The 14,989-nt window shown below is 65.1% G+C and carries 17 protein-coding genes; 12 read left to right on the forward strand and 5 right to left on the reverse strand.

Annotation, left to right across the window (positions count from 1 at the left end; genetic code table 11):
- Window positions 1–606: 606 nt before the first annotated feature.
- Together E3T19_RS08205 and E3T19_RS08210 are read right to left on the reverse strand one after the other, a co-directional pair.
- A complete protein-coding gene (locus E3T19_RS08205) occupies window positions 607–1,068 on the reverse strand; it encodes an ATP-binding protein (protein WP_198415674.1) in 462 nt (153 codons plus the stop codon).
- Window positions 1,069–1,124: 56 nt separating this feature from the next.
- Window positions 1,125–1,982: a pentapeptide repeat-containing protein gene (locus E3T19_RS08210; RefSeq protein ID WP_134408561.1), complete on the reverse strand. Its 858-nt coding sequence runs from the start codon at window positions 1,980–1,982 to the stop codon at window positions 1,125–1,127.
- A gap of 302 nt (window positions 1,983–2,284) precedes the next feature.
- Between E3T19_RS08210 and E3T19_RS08215 the strand changes: the two genes are divergently transcribed.
- The 5 genes from E3T19_RS08215 (at window position 2,285) to E3T19_RS08235 (ending at window position 5,840) form a co-directional block, all read left to right on the forward strand.
- Window positions 2,285–2,482, forward strand: a complete 198-nt coding sequence (locus tag E3T19_RS08215) for a helix-turn-helix transcriptional regulator (RefSeq protein WP_088457937.1) — start codon at window positions 2,285–2,287, stop codon at window positions 2,480–2,482.
- Window positions 2,483–2,486: 4 nt separating this feature from the next.
- On the forward strand, window positions 2,487–2,867 hold the full coding sequence (locus E3T19_RS08220) for a hypothetical protein (RefSeq protein ID WP_134408562.1): 381 nt from the start codon (window positions 2,487–2,489) through the stop codon (window positions 2,865–2,867).
- 129 nt (window positions 2,868–2,996) lie between these two features.
- Window positions 2,997–3,518: a ClbS/DfsB family four-helix bundle protein gene (locus tag E3T19_RS08225; RefSeq protein ID WP_088455820.1), complete on the forward strand. Its 522-nt coding sequence runs from the start codon at window positions 2,997–2,999 to the stop codon at window positions 3,516–3,518.
- A 95-nt stretch (window positions 3,519–3,613) separates the two neighbouring features.
- Window positions 3,614–4,270 carry a histidine phosphatase family protein gene (locus tag E3T19_RS08230; RefSeq protein WP_103479024.1) on the forward strand — a complete coding sequence of 219 codons (657 nt, stop codon included), beginning with the start codon at window positions 3,614–3,616 and terminating at the stop codon, window positions 4,268–4,270.
- Window positions 4,271–4,340: 70 nt separating this feature from the next.
- Window positions 4,341–5,840 (forward strand): sodium:alanine symporter family protein, encoded by a 1,500-nt coding sequence (locus E3T19_RS08235; RefSeq protein ID WP_103432370.1) that lies wholly within the window; start codon window positions 4,341–4,343, stop codon window positions 5,838–5,840.
- A 15-nt stretch (window positions 5,841–5,855) separates the two neighbouring features.
- Here the strand turns inward: E3T19_RS08235 and pdxY are convergent, their stop codons facing one another.
- Window positions 5,856–6,707: a pyridoxal kinase PdxY gene (gene pdxY / locus E3T19_RS08240; RefSeq protein WP_134408563.1), complete on the reverse strand. Its 852-nt coding sequence runs from the start codon at window positions 6,705–6,707 to the stop codon at window positions 5,856–5,858.
- Window positions 6,708–6,792: 85 nt separating this feature from the next.
- On the opposite strand from pdxY, the gene E3T19_RS08245 reads away from it, so the two are divergent.
- The gene (locus E3T19_RS08245) at window positions 6,793–7,455 is read left to right on the forward strand and encodes a DUF1801 domain-containing protein (protein WP_241980088.1); all 663 of its coding nucleotides are present in this window, start codon (window positions 6,793–6,795) and stop codon (window positions 7,453–7,455) included.
- A gap of 43 nt (window positions 7,456–7,498) precedes the next feature.
- On the opposite strand, the gene E3T19_RS08250 is transcribed toward E3T19_RS08245, so the two are convergent.
- Window positions 7,499–8,977 carry an SLC13 family permease gene (locus E3T19_RS08250; protein ID WP_240632485.1) on the reverse strand — a complete coding sequence of 493 codons (1,479 nt, stop codon included), beginning with the start codon at window positions 8,975–8,977 and terminating at the stop codon, window positions 7,499–7,501.
- 216 nt (window positions 8,978–9,193) lie between these two features.
- On the opposite strand from E3T19_RS08250, the gene E3T19_RS08255 reads away from it, so the two are divergent.
- From E3T19_RS08255 to E3T19_RS08275, 5 genes are all read left to right on the forward strand, one after another.
- Window positions 9,194–10,864 (forward strand): ATP-binding protein, encoded by a 1,671-nt coding sequence (locus E3T19_RS08255; protein WP_370294264.1) that lies wholly within the window; start codon window positions 9,194–9,196, stop codon window positions 10,862–10,864.
- The gene (locus E3T19_RS08260) at window positions 10,864–11,520 is read left to right on the forward strand and encodes a response regulator (protein ID WP_088455825.1); all 657 of its coding nucleotides are present in this window, start codon (window positions 10,864–10,866) and stop codon (window positions 11,518–11,520) included. Before E3T19_RS08255 ends, E3T19_RS08260 begins: the two co-directional genes overlap by 1 nt.
- A 57-nt stretch (window positions 11,521–11,577) precedes the next feature.
- Window positions 11,578–12,027, forward strand: coding sequence for a hypothetical protein (locus E3T19_RS08265; RefSeq protein ID WP_134408564.1), 450 nt, complete (start codon window positions 11,578–11,580; stop codon window positions 12,025–12,027).
- A gap of 154 nt (window positions 12,028–12,181) precedes the next feature.
- Window positions 12,182–12,535, forward strand: a complete 354-nt coding sequence (locus E3T19_RS08270) for a helix-turn-helix transcriptional regulator (protein WP_088455827.1) — start codon at window positions 12,182–12,184, stop codon at window positions 12,533–12,535.
- A gap of 14 nt (window positions 12,536–12,549) precedes the next feature.
- On the forward strand, window positions 12,550–13,530 hold the full coding sequence (locus E3T19_RS08275) for an SRPBCC family protein (RefSeq protein ID WP_134408565.1): 981 nt from the start codon (window positions 12,550–12,552) through the stop codon (window positions 13,528–13,530).
- Between the two features lie 97 nt (window positions 13,531–13,627).
- Here the strand turns inward: E3T19_RS08275 and E3T19_RS08280 are convergent, their stop codons facing one another.
- Window positions 13,628–14,521: a DUF808 domain-containing protein gene (locus tag E3T19_RS08280; protein WP_088455829.1), complete on the reverse strand. Its 894-nt coding sequence runs from the start codon at window positions 14,519–14,521 to the stop codon at window positions 13,628–13,630.
- A 114-nt stretch (window positions 14,522–14,635) separates the two neighbouring features.
- Here E3T19_RS08280 and E3T19_RS08285 point away from each other — a divergent pair, with 114 nt between their 5' ends.
- Window positions 14,636–14,989 (forward strand): VOC family protein, encoded by a 354-nt coding sequence (locus E3T19_RS08285; RefSeq protein WP_134408566.1) that lies wholly within the window; start codon window positions 14,636–14,638, stop codon window positions 14,987–14,989.

Raw genomic sequence — 14,989 nt, forward strand, 5'->3', positions numbered from 1 at the left:
ACGGGTTGGGGAACTAGACAGCTCCACCCTCCACCGGAGGTCTTCGTCATTTCAAGACGTCACACATCAACCAACGTCCCTGGGCAGTACACCTAGCCGGCGGGGAACGCGCACGTCCCAGACCCCGTTCCCTTCCGGCATTCGGATCGGGAGATACATGTAGTGCATGTACTCCTCGAACTCCGGCTCGAAAACCCCCACGATCTCAGGAGGGTGACCGTACACGTTCACAGGACGCCTCCGTGCTCACGTGGCGCTCGCACCCGTCCACCATTCGCCGTCCCACACTCAACCTCCCGGCCGGGTTCCTCGCTTCGTACGTACCAGCCAGCGCGAATCTCCATGCACCAAGACTGGCAGAGGCCGATGGCTTCATAGCGACTCCGACCATCCCCGCTTCAGGGGGTGGGCCGCCTATGATCGGTGGACTAGACCAGGCGCACCCGACAGCACACTGCGCGCCGCCAGAACGGGCTTGCTGGCAACCCCTCGGCCCGCGTTGGGAGAAGGCGCTGCTCACACTCGAACACTGATCGTCATGACGACGCGGCCTAGCTACCTTGGTCTGTGAGAAGGAAGTCACAAGTGCGCTTAATTCCCCCTCGACTATGTGCTGACGGTCAAGGGCCCCTCATCAGGGGTGGGGATCTCGAAGTTATCGAAGTAGGCGGCCGCCAAATGATCGGGCAGCTGAACGTCATTCGCTTCTTGTCCCGCTCGAGCACAGACACGAGCCAGGACCACACTTCGTGGCGTCGCGAAATAGAACGTCTCCGGCTCGACACTCAACGGACGGATGATGGCACGGTATTCCTCGCGCATGCGCCGCGACCAAAAGGAATAATCCAGCACCACATCTGAGCGGGTCATCACGAGGTCGAGAAGCTTCTGCACCAGGTGGCTTTCGATCTCGCGCCTGACATCCTCGGCCAAGGGTTGGGAACGAATTCCCAGGCGCCAAGCCTCCTCGTCGAAGGACAGCCGTGACATGCCGCCGGACTCTAGTTGGCGAGCAACCGTGGACTTGCCCGACCCAGCCGGGCCACACATGAAGATGACACGGGTCATGCCGTCGATCCTATGTCGTCCACCCCACTCCTCAGAGGCGCAATACGTCCGAGCGCCTAGGCGAGCCAGTGCCGCGGCCGATTGAGGACAGCCGGCAGGACGGTAGTGTCGTCGCCCTGAGCTGCATCGACTTGTAATTGTGTGAGAAACAGAGCACTCGATAGGTCCGCACCCTCGAGCCGCGCGTCGCGCAAATCCGCACCGAGCAAGTCGACCCCCGCCAGATCGCCTCGTCGAAGATCCGCGGCGATGAGGTAGGCGCCGCGGAGATCAGCTCCGCACAGACGAATCGATCGCAAGTCGCGGCCGACCAGGTCCGCTGACGGATGCAGGTCGTCGCTCACGTCGGCTTCGGCACCGGCGGCATAGCCGCCGCGCGCCTCCTCGCTCACATCGATCAACGCTTGCCGGACCTCTAAGCGAATCCGATCGACATCAGTCGCGAGTATCTCTGACGCATCGCCGTCCAGGGCTCGCAGGATTTCGCGTCGAAGTTGGGCCACCGGCCCTGAGAGCTCCGAGGCGGTTGCCCGTTCGGCGGCTTCGGCGAGGTACCAGAGCATCTCGTGCAGCTGCCGGACGACGGCAAAAGTACTGAACATCTCGGCGCTCGTGTCGGGGCGTTCCCTCCAGCTTGTTCCGCCAAACAGTTTCTGCGACACGTATTGGCCCGCACCGAAGCAATCGAATACGGTGCACCCGCGAAAGCCCCGTGCTCGCAAGGAGTGGTGGATGGAGCAGGAAAAATCGTCTGCCAAATTCAGGCACGGGGTTCCCGCCGGCTTGTTGATCGGAAAGTCGGCGGACCTTTGAAAGCCGAAAGCTGTGCAGCAAAGTGCGAAGCAGTCAGCGCAGTTCGCGCGGAGGGTTGAGCGGTCGTCAGTGCTCGCGTCGGAAGAGTCGGTGGACGTCATGAGTGAACGGTCTTTCTAAGGTGGTTTCGAGAGGGGGCCAGGGTGCAGGGGAACTCCGCAAGGAGCTCCCCTTCCGGGCGCACGAAATCACCGTCCCTCGTTCGAGGAGCGAACTGGTGTCGCTGAAAGGTCTCTGGGTCACAGAGAGAAAGAAAGTATCACTGAGGATAGGCTAACGCGTTGCGCCCTTGGCGGAGACGCGGACGCCGGTATGCCGATCGTCCATGACGGGCTGCTGCATCGAATGGGGACATATGACAAGCCCGCTTGACACAAACCAGATAGTAAAGCACGCTTGTCATATGGAATCCCAGGTAAGAGCAAGGCGTCAAGCCGCTGGCCTCTCCCAGGCCGCCCTTGGCGAAGCCTTGGGGGTTTCTCGTCAGACCATCAACGCCATCGAAACAGGGCGCTACGATCCGTCGCTAAGTCTTGCCGTTCGCGTAGCCCGTTTCTTCGAGTCCACCGTTGAGGAAGTGTTCCACATTGAATCCCACTAAGCGCTTGCCCATCTCGACCGTCAATATCGCCTTGGCCGGCACGCTCTTCGCGGGGGCGATCGCGACCGCTCTCACACACAACTGGTTCGCCGCGTTTGTCTTCGTCGCCGGCGGCGCCGCGGGCCTCGGTGCTGCGCTTTACGCGCGCCGCCCGGAGTCTCGCGACATCACCCGGCTGAACGCCATCGAGTACCGAGACGAACGAGACCGCCTCCTGGCCAAGCAGGGGTTTGCCGCTGTCGGTGCCGCTGCCTTGATCCTCTCCTTCCTTGAGTTTGTGCTGGCCCTGGTTTTCAACCAGCTGGTTGCACTGGCCGCCGCACAGGTGGTCGCCTTGTGCATCGTGTGGGGCATGGCCAACTCGATCGCCGTGCGGCGCAGTTAGACGCTGCCGAGGCGGTCAAGTCGGCACGCAGCGGGTCCTTAGACCCTCTCGCCACGGCGAATTCTCGTGAAAGAGTGCAGTTGCAACTCTTTACCGTCTGACCGCAGGCGTATCTGCGAGAGGGAATCCATGGCCGTCCCGAGCTCCAAGACAGACCTTGTGGCCGCGATCGGCACCACGTTCGCCCAGCTCGAAGCCGATCTCGATCGGATCCCACCGTCGCTCGTCTACGACCAGGTCCTTCCGGGGCATGCGAAAAACACCATGATGAGTCCTGCTGAACTGGTTTCCTACCTGATCGGCTGGAACGAGCAGGTCGCCACCTGGCACGCACGCCGCGCAGCCGGGCTACCCGATGAGCTGCCCGCCGCCGGCCTTAAATGGAACCAGCTTGGCTTGCTCGCCCAGCGCTACTACGACGCCTACCGCGACGAAACGTGGGACGAGCTCAGGGCCCACCTAGTCGGTGCCAAGGACAATCTCCTGGCACTCATCGAGGACTACACCGACGCCGAGCTGTACGGGCGCCCGTGGTACGGCAAATGGACCATGGGACGCATGATTTCGCTGAACTCATCCTCGCCCTACGTGAACGCCCGCGGACGCCTTCGTGCTTGGCTCCGGGCTGCACCCCTCACGCCCCCGAGCTAGGCGCCGGGCTCCTGCTTGGGCCGTTGAAACGCTTGTCCCAAGTCACAATGCACCAGCTCGGCATCACATCCGGGGAGCGATACTACTGTGGCCGTATGTCTACAATCGATCCGCTGCCCGACCACCCCGCTCCGGATAACCCGTCCGGGAAGCTGATTCTCTTGCGCCACGGGGAGACGGAGTGGTCGAAGAGCGGCAAACACACTGGGCTCACGGATGTTCCGCTCACGGCCCGGGGAGAGGAACTTGCCCGCGGCGCGGGCAGGTTGGTGGCCGACTACGATTTCTCGCTCGTGCTGACGTCGCCGCTGCAGCGTGCGCGACGCACTGCCGAGCTCGCGGGCCTGCATGCCGATGTCGATCCGCTACTCGTCGAATGGGACTACGGCGGGTACGAGGGGCGCACGACGCGCGACATCCGCAGCGAGCTCGGCTACAACTGGAGCGCATTCACCCACGGCGTGATTCGTGGTGACACGCCCGGTGAGACGGTCGAGGAGGTCGCCGCCCGCGCATCGCGGGTGCTCACGCGGGTACTGCCTGCGATGGTGGAGGGAGATGTCGCCCTGATCGCGCACGGCCATTTCCTGCGCATCCTGACCGCCGTGTACCTGAGATTGGCCCCTCGATTCGGTGCTCAAATCACGCTGGATGCTGGATCGGTCTCCGTGCTCAGCTACTACCGCGAGCAGCCGGCCATCTTGTCGTGGAACTACGGAGCCGAACTGCCCATGGAGCCATCGGAGTCCTAGCACGTTCCACCGAATCCACTGGTTGGGAACCGGTTTCCCGTTTGGGGGGCATGTTCGCCATACTTGCCAGATGGATTCTGTGAACGAGTGGCTGCTGACCTGGGGCGACAACCTGTGGACCTGGATCGTGTTGCCGGTCGTGGTGGGCCTGGGGATCTACTTCACCGTCCGCTCAGGGGTGGTGCAGTTCCGGCTCATTCCGGACATGTTCCGGACGCTGACCGATAAGACGCCCCAGACGGCGGCGGGTGAGCCGCAGTCGATCTCGGCATTCCAGGCCTTCACAATCTCGGCGGCGTCGCGAGTGGGGGTCGGCAATATCGCCGGTGTCGGCACGGCGATCGCGGTCGGAGGACCCGGGGCGGTGTTCTGGATGTGGATGATGGCGTTCGTTGGGGGAGCGTCGAGCTTCATCGAGTCCTCGCTGGCACAACTCTTCAAGGTGCGGGACGCCGAGGGCTTTCGCGGTGGGCCCGCCTATTACATGGAACGTGGACTCAAGGCCCGCTGGCTGGGCGTGTGGTTCGCGGTCATCCTCATCGTCTGTTTCCCATTCGCGTTCAGCTCGTTGCAGGCCAACACGATCTCGGCGACGGTGACCGCGAGCATCGGCGGGGATGTGCCCTGGCTGCCGTGGGCGATCGGCGTGGGGATCGCGGTACTGACCGGCCTCGTCGTCTTCGGTGGAGTCAGGCGGATCGCCCACGTCACCCAGGTGCTCGTGCCCATCATGGCGCTCGCGTATCTGCTGCTCGGGCTCGTGGTGGTGGCTCTGCATCTCGACCGAGTCGGCCCGGTCTTCGCCGAGATCTTCACGTCGGCGTGGGGGTTCAACGAGGTCGTCGGTGCCGCGTTCGGGTACATCATCCTCACCGGTGTCAAGCGCGGCATGTTTTCCAACGAGGCGGGCCTGGGGTCTGCGCCGAACGCGGCGGCGAGTGCCGCGGTCACCCATCCTGTGAAGCAGGGACTCGTGCAGACCCTCGGGGTCTACTTCGATACCTTCCTGGTGTGCTCCATCACGGCGTTCATCATCCTCGTGTCGGTACCCGACCTGGCGGGAGCAGAACGAGGGATCGGTCTCACTCAGGGCGCGCTGGTGGGCACTCTGGGCGCGTGGTCGAACATCGCGCTGAGTGTGATCATCTTCATGCTGGCGTTCTCCTCGATCCTCGGCAATTACTACTACGGCCAGTCGAACATCCAATTCATCACCAAGCGGCGCGGGGTGCTCACCGCGTACCGAGTGCTCGTCGTGGGCGCGGTGCTCGTGGGATCGGTATCGGGCGCCGACCTGATCTGGAACTTCGCGGACGGCGTCATGGGACTCATGGCACTCACGAATCTCATCGCCATCGGCCTGCTCTCCGGCATCGCGTTCCGGTTGCTCAAGGACTACACCCGCCAACGACGAGAAGGCCGCGACCCGGTGTTCACCCGCGCGCTCTTTCCCGACGTGGCCGGCATCGAATGCTGGGAGGACGAGTTCAGCGTCACCGGTCCGATCCGCGTGTACCCGACCGGCGGCCAGACCACCAAGCGCCGCGACGGCATCCGCACGCCGCGATAGAGCCTGTGCGCCTCGTCAGCGCACGCGCTGGGCGGAGAACTGCATGCGCGGATGAGCGTAGAAGCTTTGCGCCTGCACGAGCTGCAGTTCTCGCTCGCCCGACTGATACGTCAGCTCGATGAGATCGAACACGCTGGACGCGGTCCGTTCCAGCGCCACAGCCGCATCACCTGTCGCGCGGTAGTGCGCCGAGAAGAGTGCCGCGGTGACGTCACCCGATCCGTTCGCTTTGAAAGGCAAATGGGGAGTCTGCACGACCCACGCGCCCGCAGCATCCACTGCGAGCATCTCGATGGTGCCGGCCTCGCGGTCGGGCCGCTCCACACTCGTCACGAGCACGGTGCTCGGTCCCATGGCCCGGGCGAGGTCGACGGAGTCGAGGGTCGAGTCCATCGTCGATGGCTCGGTGCCGGTGAGGAATCCCAACTCGAACTGGTTCGGAGTGATGATGTCGGCCACGGGGACCACACGATCCCGCAGGAGGTGGGGGATCTCGGGCGCCACGAAGCACCCGGACTTCGCGTTGCCCATCACGGGGTCACACGCGTAGATGGCCGAGGGGTTCGCCGCTTTCACCCGCTGCACCGCATCCACGATGACGTCGCCGATCCCGGTGCCGCCTTGGTATCCCGAGAGCACCACGTCGATCTGGGGGAGCACGCCACGTTCCTCGATGCCGAGGATCACATCATGCACATCCACGGGTGTGATGAGGGATCCGCGCCACGCGCCATACCCCGTGTGGTTGGAGAAGTTCACTGTGTTGACCGGGAGTACTTCGACCCCGATGCGCTGAAGTGGGAACACGGCCGCTGAGTTGCCAACGTGGCCGTGCGCGACGGCCGACTGAATCGAGAGAATCTTCACAACGTCAATCTTCCTCCCTTCGAACAGTCCGGGCCGCCCGGGAGCTCGTCGGTATGGCCGTTGATGGGAGGACTATCATCGCGCCATGGACAGTGAGGGCTCTGGCACGAGCGACGATCAACCAGCGACGGGCACGTCGGCACACGACGAGTCCGCCTGGACACTCCCGGATGCCATGACAGGCCGGGCCAGCCCCGCCAAAGCGGTGGTCGGCGACAAACCTGTGTTCGCTTACATCGCCAGCTTGCCGCAGCCACAGCGCGGCATAGCCGAAGCAGTCGACGCGCTGGCGGCCACGACGCTGCCCAACCTCCAGCGCTCCGTGAAGTGGGGCATGGCGTACTACGGCGTCGGCGACGGCTGGTGCTTCAGCTCCGGTGGCTTCGCCGGCCATGTGAAGCTCATGTTCATCAATGGCGCGGCGCTCGAGCCGGTACCGCCGGTGACGCCGGTAGGGATGGGCAAGTCAACGCGGGGTGTGGAACTCGAGACCGTGGACGACCTCGACGAACACCAGATCGCGGCCTGGATGACACAAGTCACGTCGGTGCCGGGTCTGGGAGGCAAGAAGACTCACATTCCCAGCCCCGACGAGCCGTCCGTCCCGGAGCTCGAGGCCGACCAGACCATCGCGCCGCGTCCGGAGGAGGAGATCGCCGACGCTCTGCGGGCCGAGCCAGACCTTGAGGATCACAGCGAGCATCGAGTGAAGACACCCCCGGTTTCGGAGCGAAAGAGCCTGGATTGATCCTGGGGCTTGCACGACGCCCGCCCGCCGCAGGGAGGGGCCCCTAACCGAACGGAACTGCGCCGACGAGCACGCCGACGAGCAGCATCACCAGCGACACCACGCACGCTCGCCAGAGCACCTTCTTGTGGTGGTCGCCGAGGTTGACGTTGGCGAGCGAGACGAGCAGCAGGATGGCCGGCACCAGCGGGCTCTGCAGGTGAACAGGCTGACCGATGATCGAGGCGCGGGCCATCTCCACCGGGTCGATGCCGTAGGTCGCCGCGCTCTCGGCGAGCACGGGGAGGATGCCGAAGTAGAACGCGTCGTTGGACATGAAGAAGGTCATCGGAATGGAGAGCACTCCGGTGATGACCGCCAGGTACTCACCCATCGAGGCCGGCACGACCTGCACGACCCAGTCGGCCATGGCCGTCACCATTCCGGTGCCGTTCAGCACACCGACGAGAACGCCGGCGGCGAGCACCATCGAGACGACGCCGACGATGCTGGGGGCGTGCGCGACGATCTCGTCGGCCTGGCTGCGGAGCTTCGGAAAGTTGATCATCAGGGCCACGCCGGTGCCGACCATGAAGATGTAGGCCAGCGGCATGACATCCAGCACGAGCAGCACCATGACGGCGACGGTCAACGCGAAGTTCACCCAGATCAGCTTGGGCCGCAGCGTCGGGCGGTCCGCGCTCAGCATGGTGTCGGCCATCGCCGTGTCGCGCTCGTCCTCCATCGTCAGCTGCTTGGCCAGGGTCGCCCGGCCCGCCGGCATCCGCTGGCCCGGTCGCACCGTCAGGATGCCCGTGGTATCGAGTGTTGCGGCCGCTCCGGGCCGCACGTCTGTGCCGCGCACGATGCGGTTGCCGCCGAAGATACCGCGCAAGAAGGTCGGTGACGCCGTCGGTGCGGCATCCGCCTGCGCTGCGGGGGAGTACTCGAGCGAGCCGATGCGCTTGCGCTCGGCCAGCCCCAGGAACCAGGCGAACGCCAGCGCGATGATGAGGCCCGTCGCGAGGGAGGGCAGCATCGGCACGAAGATGTCGGTCGGTGACACGCCGAGAGCCGAGGCGGCCCGCACGGTGGGGCCACCCCACGGCACGATGTTGAGAGTGCCGTTCATCAGGCCGGCAACACAGGTGAGCACGACCGGGCTCATGCCCATCCGCAGGTAGATCGGCAGCATCGCCGAGGTGGTGATGATGAAGGTCGTCGACCCGTCGCCGTCGAGCGACACTGCGCCGGCCAGGATCGCCGTGCCCAGAACGACCTTGGCCGGGTCATTGCCGAGGAAGCGGGTGATGAACCGAATGAGTGGATCGAACAGCCCGACATCGATCATGATCCCGAAGAACATGATCGCGAACATGAGCAGCGCCGCCGTCGGAGCGAGATCCCCGATCGACTCGATGATCATGTCGCCGAGACCCAGACCGGCGCCGGCAAAGAGACCGAAAATCGTGGGGACGAGAATGAGGGCGACCATCGGCGTGAGCCGCCTGGTCATGATGAGCACCATGAAGGTGAGGATCATGGTGAATCCGAGGATGACAAGCACATCGACTCCTTTGTCTGAATTGTGCGGCCGAGTCGGGCGAATCCCACTCGGCGGTCATTGCCGAAGCGTATGACGATGAGTGTGAAGCTTAGGTAGGCCGCCGGCGCCACGCGCCGTAAGTCGCTTTGCTGCACGTATTGCGCATATCGTTAGTTCTGCGCATTGTGCTCGATGCGCCGCAAGGAGGCGAAGGTGCGGTTCTCGACGCAGATGCTGCTGTGGCAGCTCGCCTGCGTGACCGTCATCGTCGCGATCTGCACCGGTGTCTTCGTCGCCATCGGCGTGCAACAGCTCCGGGCCGAAGCCGAGACCTCCGCGCTGTCGATCGCACGCACGGTCGCCGCCGACTCCGATGTGCGCGCCGATGTCGCCCGCGCGTCTGCCGACACCGGAACGCCGACGAACGCGAGCCTCCGCGGCGGACCGCTCTCCGTTCTGGCGGCAGCCGCGGAGGCCAATACCGGCGCGCTGTTCATCGTGATCACCGATGATCACGGAATCCGGCTCGCACACCCCGATCCGCAGCTGCTCGGAGCGGAGGTCAGCACAAGCTTCGCCGAAGCTCTGGCCGGACGCGAGACGGTGTCCTGGGAAGCCGGCACCCTCGGCGAGTCTGCTCGCGCCAAAGTGCCGGTTCGCGACCCCGTCACCGATGAACCGACCGGTGAGGTGAGCGTCGGGTTCGCCCCGAGCAGTGTCTTCAAAGAGCTTCCCCTCCTGCTCGGGGGCGTCGCGCTGGCCGCCGTCGTTGCCCTGGCACTGGGCGCTGTCGTGTCGTTCGTCCTCCGCCGCCGCCTCGAGCACCTCACCCTCGGCCTTCAGCCCGAAGAGCTGTCCGCGCTGGTCCAGAACCAGGCTGCGGTGCTCGACGGCGTCGGGGAAGGGGTGCTCGCGTGGGGCCCGGACGACGTCGTGACCGTCGCCAACACAACGGCCGCGCGATTGCTGGGCATCCCCGACCTGGTCGGACGCCGGATCCACGACCTCGCCCTGCCCGGGCCGGTGATCGCTGCCCTGGCCGGGGAGCGGAAGCTGTCGGCGACGGGTGGCCGGGGACCGGATGCGGCCGAACCGGTCGTGCTCGCCAACCATGTGGTCTACATCGACACCCACCCGGTGTCGCACGCGAATCGGGACCTGGGCCTGATCGCGGTGATCCGCGACCGGACCGACGTCGTGACCCTCACGGATCGCCTCGAAACCGTGGCGTCGATGACGGATGCTCTTCGGGTGCAGCGCCACGAGTTCGCGAACCGGCTGCACGTGACGGCCGGTCTGATGGATGCGGGCCGCGTGCCCGACGCACGGGACTACCTCGATGACGTGTTGGAGGCGTCCCGCACCGCCGGCGGTCCGTCCACCGGTGAGCACCTGACCGAGCCTTTCCTGGTGTCGCTTCTGGAGGCGAAGACCGCGCAAGCCGGTGAACGTGGCGTGCACCTGACCGTGGGGGCGGACTCGCTGGTGCGGGGAGTCGTCTCTCTGCCCGAGGATGTGGCCACCGTGCTCGCCAACCTCGTGGACAACGCCGTGAGCGCGGCTGTGTACGGTCAGCAGCCGCGCTGGGTAGACGTGGAGTTGCTCGACGACGCCGACACTCTCGTCATGACGGTGTCCGACTCCGGGCAGGGGGTGGCGAACGGCGCTCGCGTGTTCAGCGACGTTCCGCGAACCGACCTCGACCCGGACGCGGTGCATGGGCGGGGCATCGGTCTGCCGTTGGTCCGCGACATCGCCGCGCGTCTCGGCGGAGAGGTATGGCTTGCCGACGCCGGCGGTCACGACGGAAGCGGTGCCGTGTTCTGCGCCCGACTGCCCGGGGTCATGCGGGCACCGACCCGCCCCCGACAAGGAGAAGACTGATGCCCGATACGATTCACGTGCTCGTCGTCGACGACGACTTCCATGTCGGTGGCCTTCATCGCGACATCGTCGCGGCGCGCCCCGGCTATACCGCTCTTGAACCAGTGCGGGGAGTGCGCGCCGCCCGCGCGGCGATGCGTGATTTTCGGCCCGACCTCGTCCTCTGCGACGTTTACCTCCCCGACGGCGAAGGCATCGCCTTCGTCGCCGAGATCGACGTCGACGCGGTCATGATCAGTGCGGCGTCCGATGGCGCCACCGTCCGCCGTGCGTTCCGCGCGGGGGCGTTGGACTACCTCATCAAACCGTTCGAGCCCGCCAGGCTGAACGAGCGGCTGGATGCCTATCGCCGGTTTCGCAACCTGGTGGCAGAAGACCGCCAACTTGACCAGGACGCCATCGAACGGGCTCAGCGGGTGCTGCATGGCCGGGACGGGGGAGTGGCCTCCACCTCGCGTTCCACCACCGAGAAGCTGATTATTGAAATGCTCCAGGACGGCGAATCGTCCTCCAGCGTGATCGCCGGTCGCGCCGGTCTGTCTCGCGCGACGGCGCAGAGGCACCTCGCGGCGCTGGCAACCCGCGGTGAAGTCGAAGTGACCCTCCGCTACGGGTCGACGGGGCGCCCCGAGCACCAGTACAGCGTCCGACGCTGACCGTAGCGTTCGCAGGTCCGGTAGGGTGACGTTGTCCGTGAGTCCTGGGGAGGCCCGATGCGTCGTCGTCAAATTGTCATCGCAGCATCAGCACTGGTGGGTGCGCTGGCCATGTCCGGTTGCACCGGCTCTGAAACGGCCCCTTCCGCGGCGCAGCCCTCCGCGACATCCACTACCGACACCATGACGTGTACTGGGTTCAATGACGTTCTGACGATTACCTCGAACGCCGATGCTGGACTTCGCGACGGTCGGATGGCGGCCCAGGAACAAGAAGGTTGGTACCGACTTGCCACGCGGGTACTGGATGGCGTGCCCACCAGCGGAGATGGCGCGGTCAGCGAAGCGGCCGACGCGCTGAAGAACGTTGCGCCGGCGATCGACCTAGGTGCCCTGGGAACATCTGGAATCGGGTCCGCGGAATGGGACAGTGCTCTCGAGGACATGTCGGACGCCTGCTCAGAGGCGAATGCCGAGACGGCCGTGGAGATGTTCACCGGCGGCTAGGCAAGCACTGGTCGATATTCCTGACACATCCGACAGGAAAGAAATTCTCGCACGGGTGTTGCACCTCGCGGCCGAAACGAAGCGGACCGTCCGATCCGGCTCAGCAGGCCCGAGTGGTTGCGGGATTCGTTTTCGTCGCATATCATACAATCAAATGGTTGTATTAGAGTATTCCGATCAGGACGTAAACCGCCTCTTCCGCGCCCTCGCGGACGCGACGCGGCGGGATATCGTGCGGCGCACGCTGGTCGCCGATGTCTCGGTATCGCAGTTGGCGGATTCCTATGAAATGTCGTTCGCGGCAGTTCAGAAGCACGTTGCAGTGTTGGAGGAGGCCAGGCTCGTGACCAAAGAACCGCGTGGTCGTGAGCGGATGGTGCGGGGAAACCCTGACCGCATCCGCGAGGCGCAGCGCCTGCTCGACCGCTTCGAAGACCTCTGGCGGTCGCGCATCGACCGCCTCGACATCCTGCTCGCTGAAGACGACCCGGCTCCACCCGACACCTAAACGAAGGGAACATCATGCCCGTCACCACTGTCGAGAAAGACCTCGACCAGCTCACCATCACAATCGTCGCCGATTTCACGGCCCCACTCCGCCGGCTCTGGGATGCCTACACCGACCCGCGCCAGATCGAGCGGTTCTGGGGTCCACCGACCTATCCGGCCACGTTCCTCCGGCACGACGCCGTGGCCGGCGGACGCAGCGTCTATGCCATGACCGGGCCAGAAGGCGACGTGCACTACGGCTGCTGGGACTGGACCTCGGCCGACGCTCCGCACACGTTCGAGGTGCTCGACAGGTTCTCGGATGCGGCAGGAGTGCCGAACCCCGACCTCCCGACCACGCGGATGGACTTCGCGTTCGAGGAGACCGGCAGCGGCAGCCGCCTAACGACGACGTCGCGCTTCGACTCGCTCGAGCAGATGCAGCAGCTCATAGAAATGGGCATGCTCGAGGGCACCCGCGAGGCCATGGCCCAGATCGACCAGGTGCTGGCCGACCTGGCATCCTTCGCCGCCGAGCGGGGGGCGCAGGCGCAGATACTCAGCGACACCCAGGTGCGGGTGGCTCGGGTCATCCGCGGCACCGTCGACCAGGTGTGGCGTGCGCACAACGATGCCGCCCTCATGCAGCAATGGCTGCTCGGTCCGGACGGTTGGTCGATGCCCGTGTGCGAGATCGCGACCACCGTCGGCGACAGCTACCGCTACGAGTGGCAGCGGGATGGTGGCGACGACCGATTCGGCTTCACCGGCGAGCTGCTCGAGTCGGAGGCGCCGCACCGCGCGGTCACGACCGAAGCGATGATCGGGATGGACTTCCCGGCAACGCTCAACGAGCTGACCCTCACGGAAGTGGAGGGCGGAACCCTGCTCGCACTCGTCATCACCTACGCCAACGCTGAGCAGCGTGACGCGGTTCTGGCGACCGGCATGACCGACGGCATGGAGACCAGCTACCGGCGCCTCGAGGGGCTGTTGCAGCCGACGCTGGCCTAGCCGGCTAGCGTGCCCGGCCGGCTTCGACGCTCCTGCGTGAGACCCGCGTGATAAGGGGCAAGGACGAACAGGCCGACCTTGAGGTTGTGGCCTCGCCTCAGTGCGCGGCGCTCTCCGGCTGGTTTCGCTTGAGCAGGCGCGACACGCCGAGAACGATTCCGACAACGATCATGCCCAGAATGACCCCGAACACGGCCGACATCGCCGTGTCGGTGACCCAGACGATGACGGGTCCAGCGGCTTCGACAGCGTGCGTCACGGCGTGCAGCACGTCGTAGGGGCCGTGCCAGAAGGTTTCGGCCAGGTTGGTGATCACCAGGTGACCACCCACCCACAGCATGGCGACGGTTCCGATGATGCTGATCACCTTGAACACGGCGGGCATCGCTGCCACGATGCGGGCGCCGGTGCGGCGCACCTGGCGTGCGGAGTTCTTCATCATGGACAGCCCGATGTCGTCGATCTTCACCAACAGCGCGACAGCACCGTAGACGAGCAGTGTCATGCCAAGGCCGATGACCACCAGAGCGCCGAGCGTCATCCAGATGCCGAAGTCGGGGTCGAGACTGGCCAGGGCGATGAGCATGATCTCGGTGCTGAGGATGAGGTCGGTGCGGATGGCGCCGAAGACCAGCTTCTTCTCGTCCCGCGATTCAGTCTCGGCGACGGCGTGATGCACGCCGAACCACTCGGTGACCTTCTCCGCACCCTCGAAGCACAGGTAGGTGCCGCCGAGGATCAACAGGAACGGCAACACCCAGGGCGCGAATGCGGAGAGCAGAAGCGCGAGGGGGATGATGATGACGAACTTGTTGAACAGGCTGCCCAGGGCGATCCGCCAGACAACGTGCAGCTCCCGCGCCGGCGTCAGCCCTTGAACGTACTGCGGGGTGACGGCCGCGTCGTCGATGACGACGCCGGCGGTCTTAGCGCTCGCCTTGAGGGCGGCGGTAAGAATGTCATCGACTACGGCGAGCAAGCCGACCGACATCTGGTTCTCCTTGGATCGGGGTGTCGTCCTGGTGCAGGGCGACGGCAATGGAGTCCACATTACTGCGCAGCGGGGCGCCGGTGCGTCGAGTAATCGCCCGGGTACTCTGTGGGCATGTCATTGATGTGGGAAGAAGTCGTCATCGACAGCCGCGACCCGAAGGCGCTTGGGCTGTGGTGGCGAGACGCTTTGGGCTGGGTTGTGGTGGGCGAGAACGACGATGAGTTGGAGATCGCACCCGCGGAGGGAGCCCATCCCACGCTGCTGTTCGCCGCCGTTCCCGAAGAGAAGAACGTGAAGAACCGCCTGCACCTGGACTTCGTCCCCGACCACCAGACGACTGAGGTCGAGCGGCTGATCGCGCTAGGTGCGAGCCGTGCTGACGTCGGCCAGGATGGTGCTTCCTGGGTAGTCCTCGCCGACCCCGAGGGCAACGAATTCTGCGTACTCGCCGCCCGTCCTTCCTAA

This window comes from Cryobacterium sp. TMT4-31, from assembly GCF_004403385.1.
GTDB classification, from domain to species: Bacteria; Actinomycetota; Actinomycetes; order Actinomycetales; family Microbacteriaceae; genus Cryobacterium; species Cryobacterium zongtaii.

Excerpts from the sequence above, each read along its gene's own strand:
- E3T19_RS08260 (WP_088455825.1), top strand. The coding sequence starts at position 10,864 with ATGCCCGATACGATTCACGTGCTCGTCGTCGACGACGACTTCCATGTC.
- E3T19_RS08285 (WP_134408566.1), top strand. The coding sequence starts at position 14,636 with ATGTCATTGATGTGGGAAGAAGTCGTCATCGACAGCCGCGACCCGAAG.
- E3T19_RS08205 (WP_198415674.1), bottom strand. The coding sequence starts at position 1,068 with ATGACCCGTGTCATCTTCATGTGTGGCCCGGCTGGGTCGGGCAAGTCC.
- E3T19_RS08265 (WP_134408564.1), top strand. The coding sequence starts at position 11,578 with ATGCGTCGTCGTCAAATTGTCATCGCAGCATCAGCACTGGTGGGTGCG.
- E3T19_RS08245 (WP_241980088.1), top strand. The coding sequence starts at position 6,793 with ATGGACAGTGAGGGCTCTGGCACGAGCGACGATCAACCAGCGACGGGC.
- E3T19_RS08230 (WP_103479024.1), top strand. The coding sequence starts at position 3,614 with ATGTCTACAATCGATCCGCTGCCCGACCACCCCGCTCCGGATAACCCG.
- E3T19_RS08225 (WP_088455820.1), top strand. The coding sequence starts at position 2,997 with ATGGCCGTCCCGAGCTCCAAGACAGACCTTGTGGCCGCGATCGGCACC.
- E3T19_RS08235 (WP_103432370.1), top strand. The coding sequence starts at position 4,341 with ATGGATTCTGTGAACGAGTGGCTGCTGACCTGGGGCGACAACCTGTGG.
- E3T19_RS08210 (WP_134408561.1), bottom strand. The coding sequence starts at position 1,982 with ATGACGTCCACCGACTCTTCCGACGCGAGCACTGACGACCGCTCAACC.
- E3T19_RS08270 (WP_088455827.1), top strand. The coding sequence starts at position 12,182 with ATGGTTGTATTAGAGTATTCCGATCAGGACGTAAACCGCCTCTTCCGC.
- E3T19_RS08275 (WP_134408565.1), top strand. The coding sequence starts at position 12,550 with ATGCCCGTCACCACTGTCGAGAAAGACCTCGACCAGCTCACCATCACA.
- E3T19_RS08250 (WP_240632485.1), bottom strand. The coding sequence starts at position 8,977 with ATGATCCTCACCTTCATGGTGCTCATCATGACCAGGCGGCTCACGCCG.
- E3T19_RS08215 (WP_088457937.1), top strand. The coding sequence starts at position 2,285 with ATGGAATCCCAGGTAAGAGCAAGGCGTCAAGCCGCTGGCCTCTCCCAG.
- E3T19_RS08280 (WP_088455829.1), bottom strand. The coding sequence starts at position 14,521 with ATGTCGGTCGGCTTGCTCGCCGTAGTCGATGACATTCTTACCGCCGCC.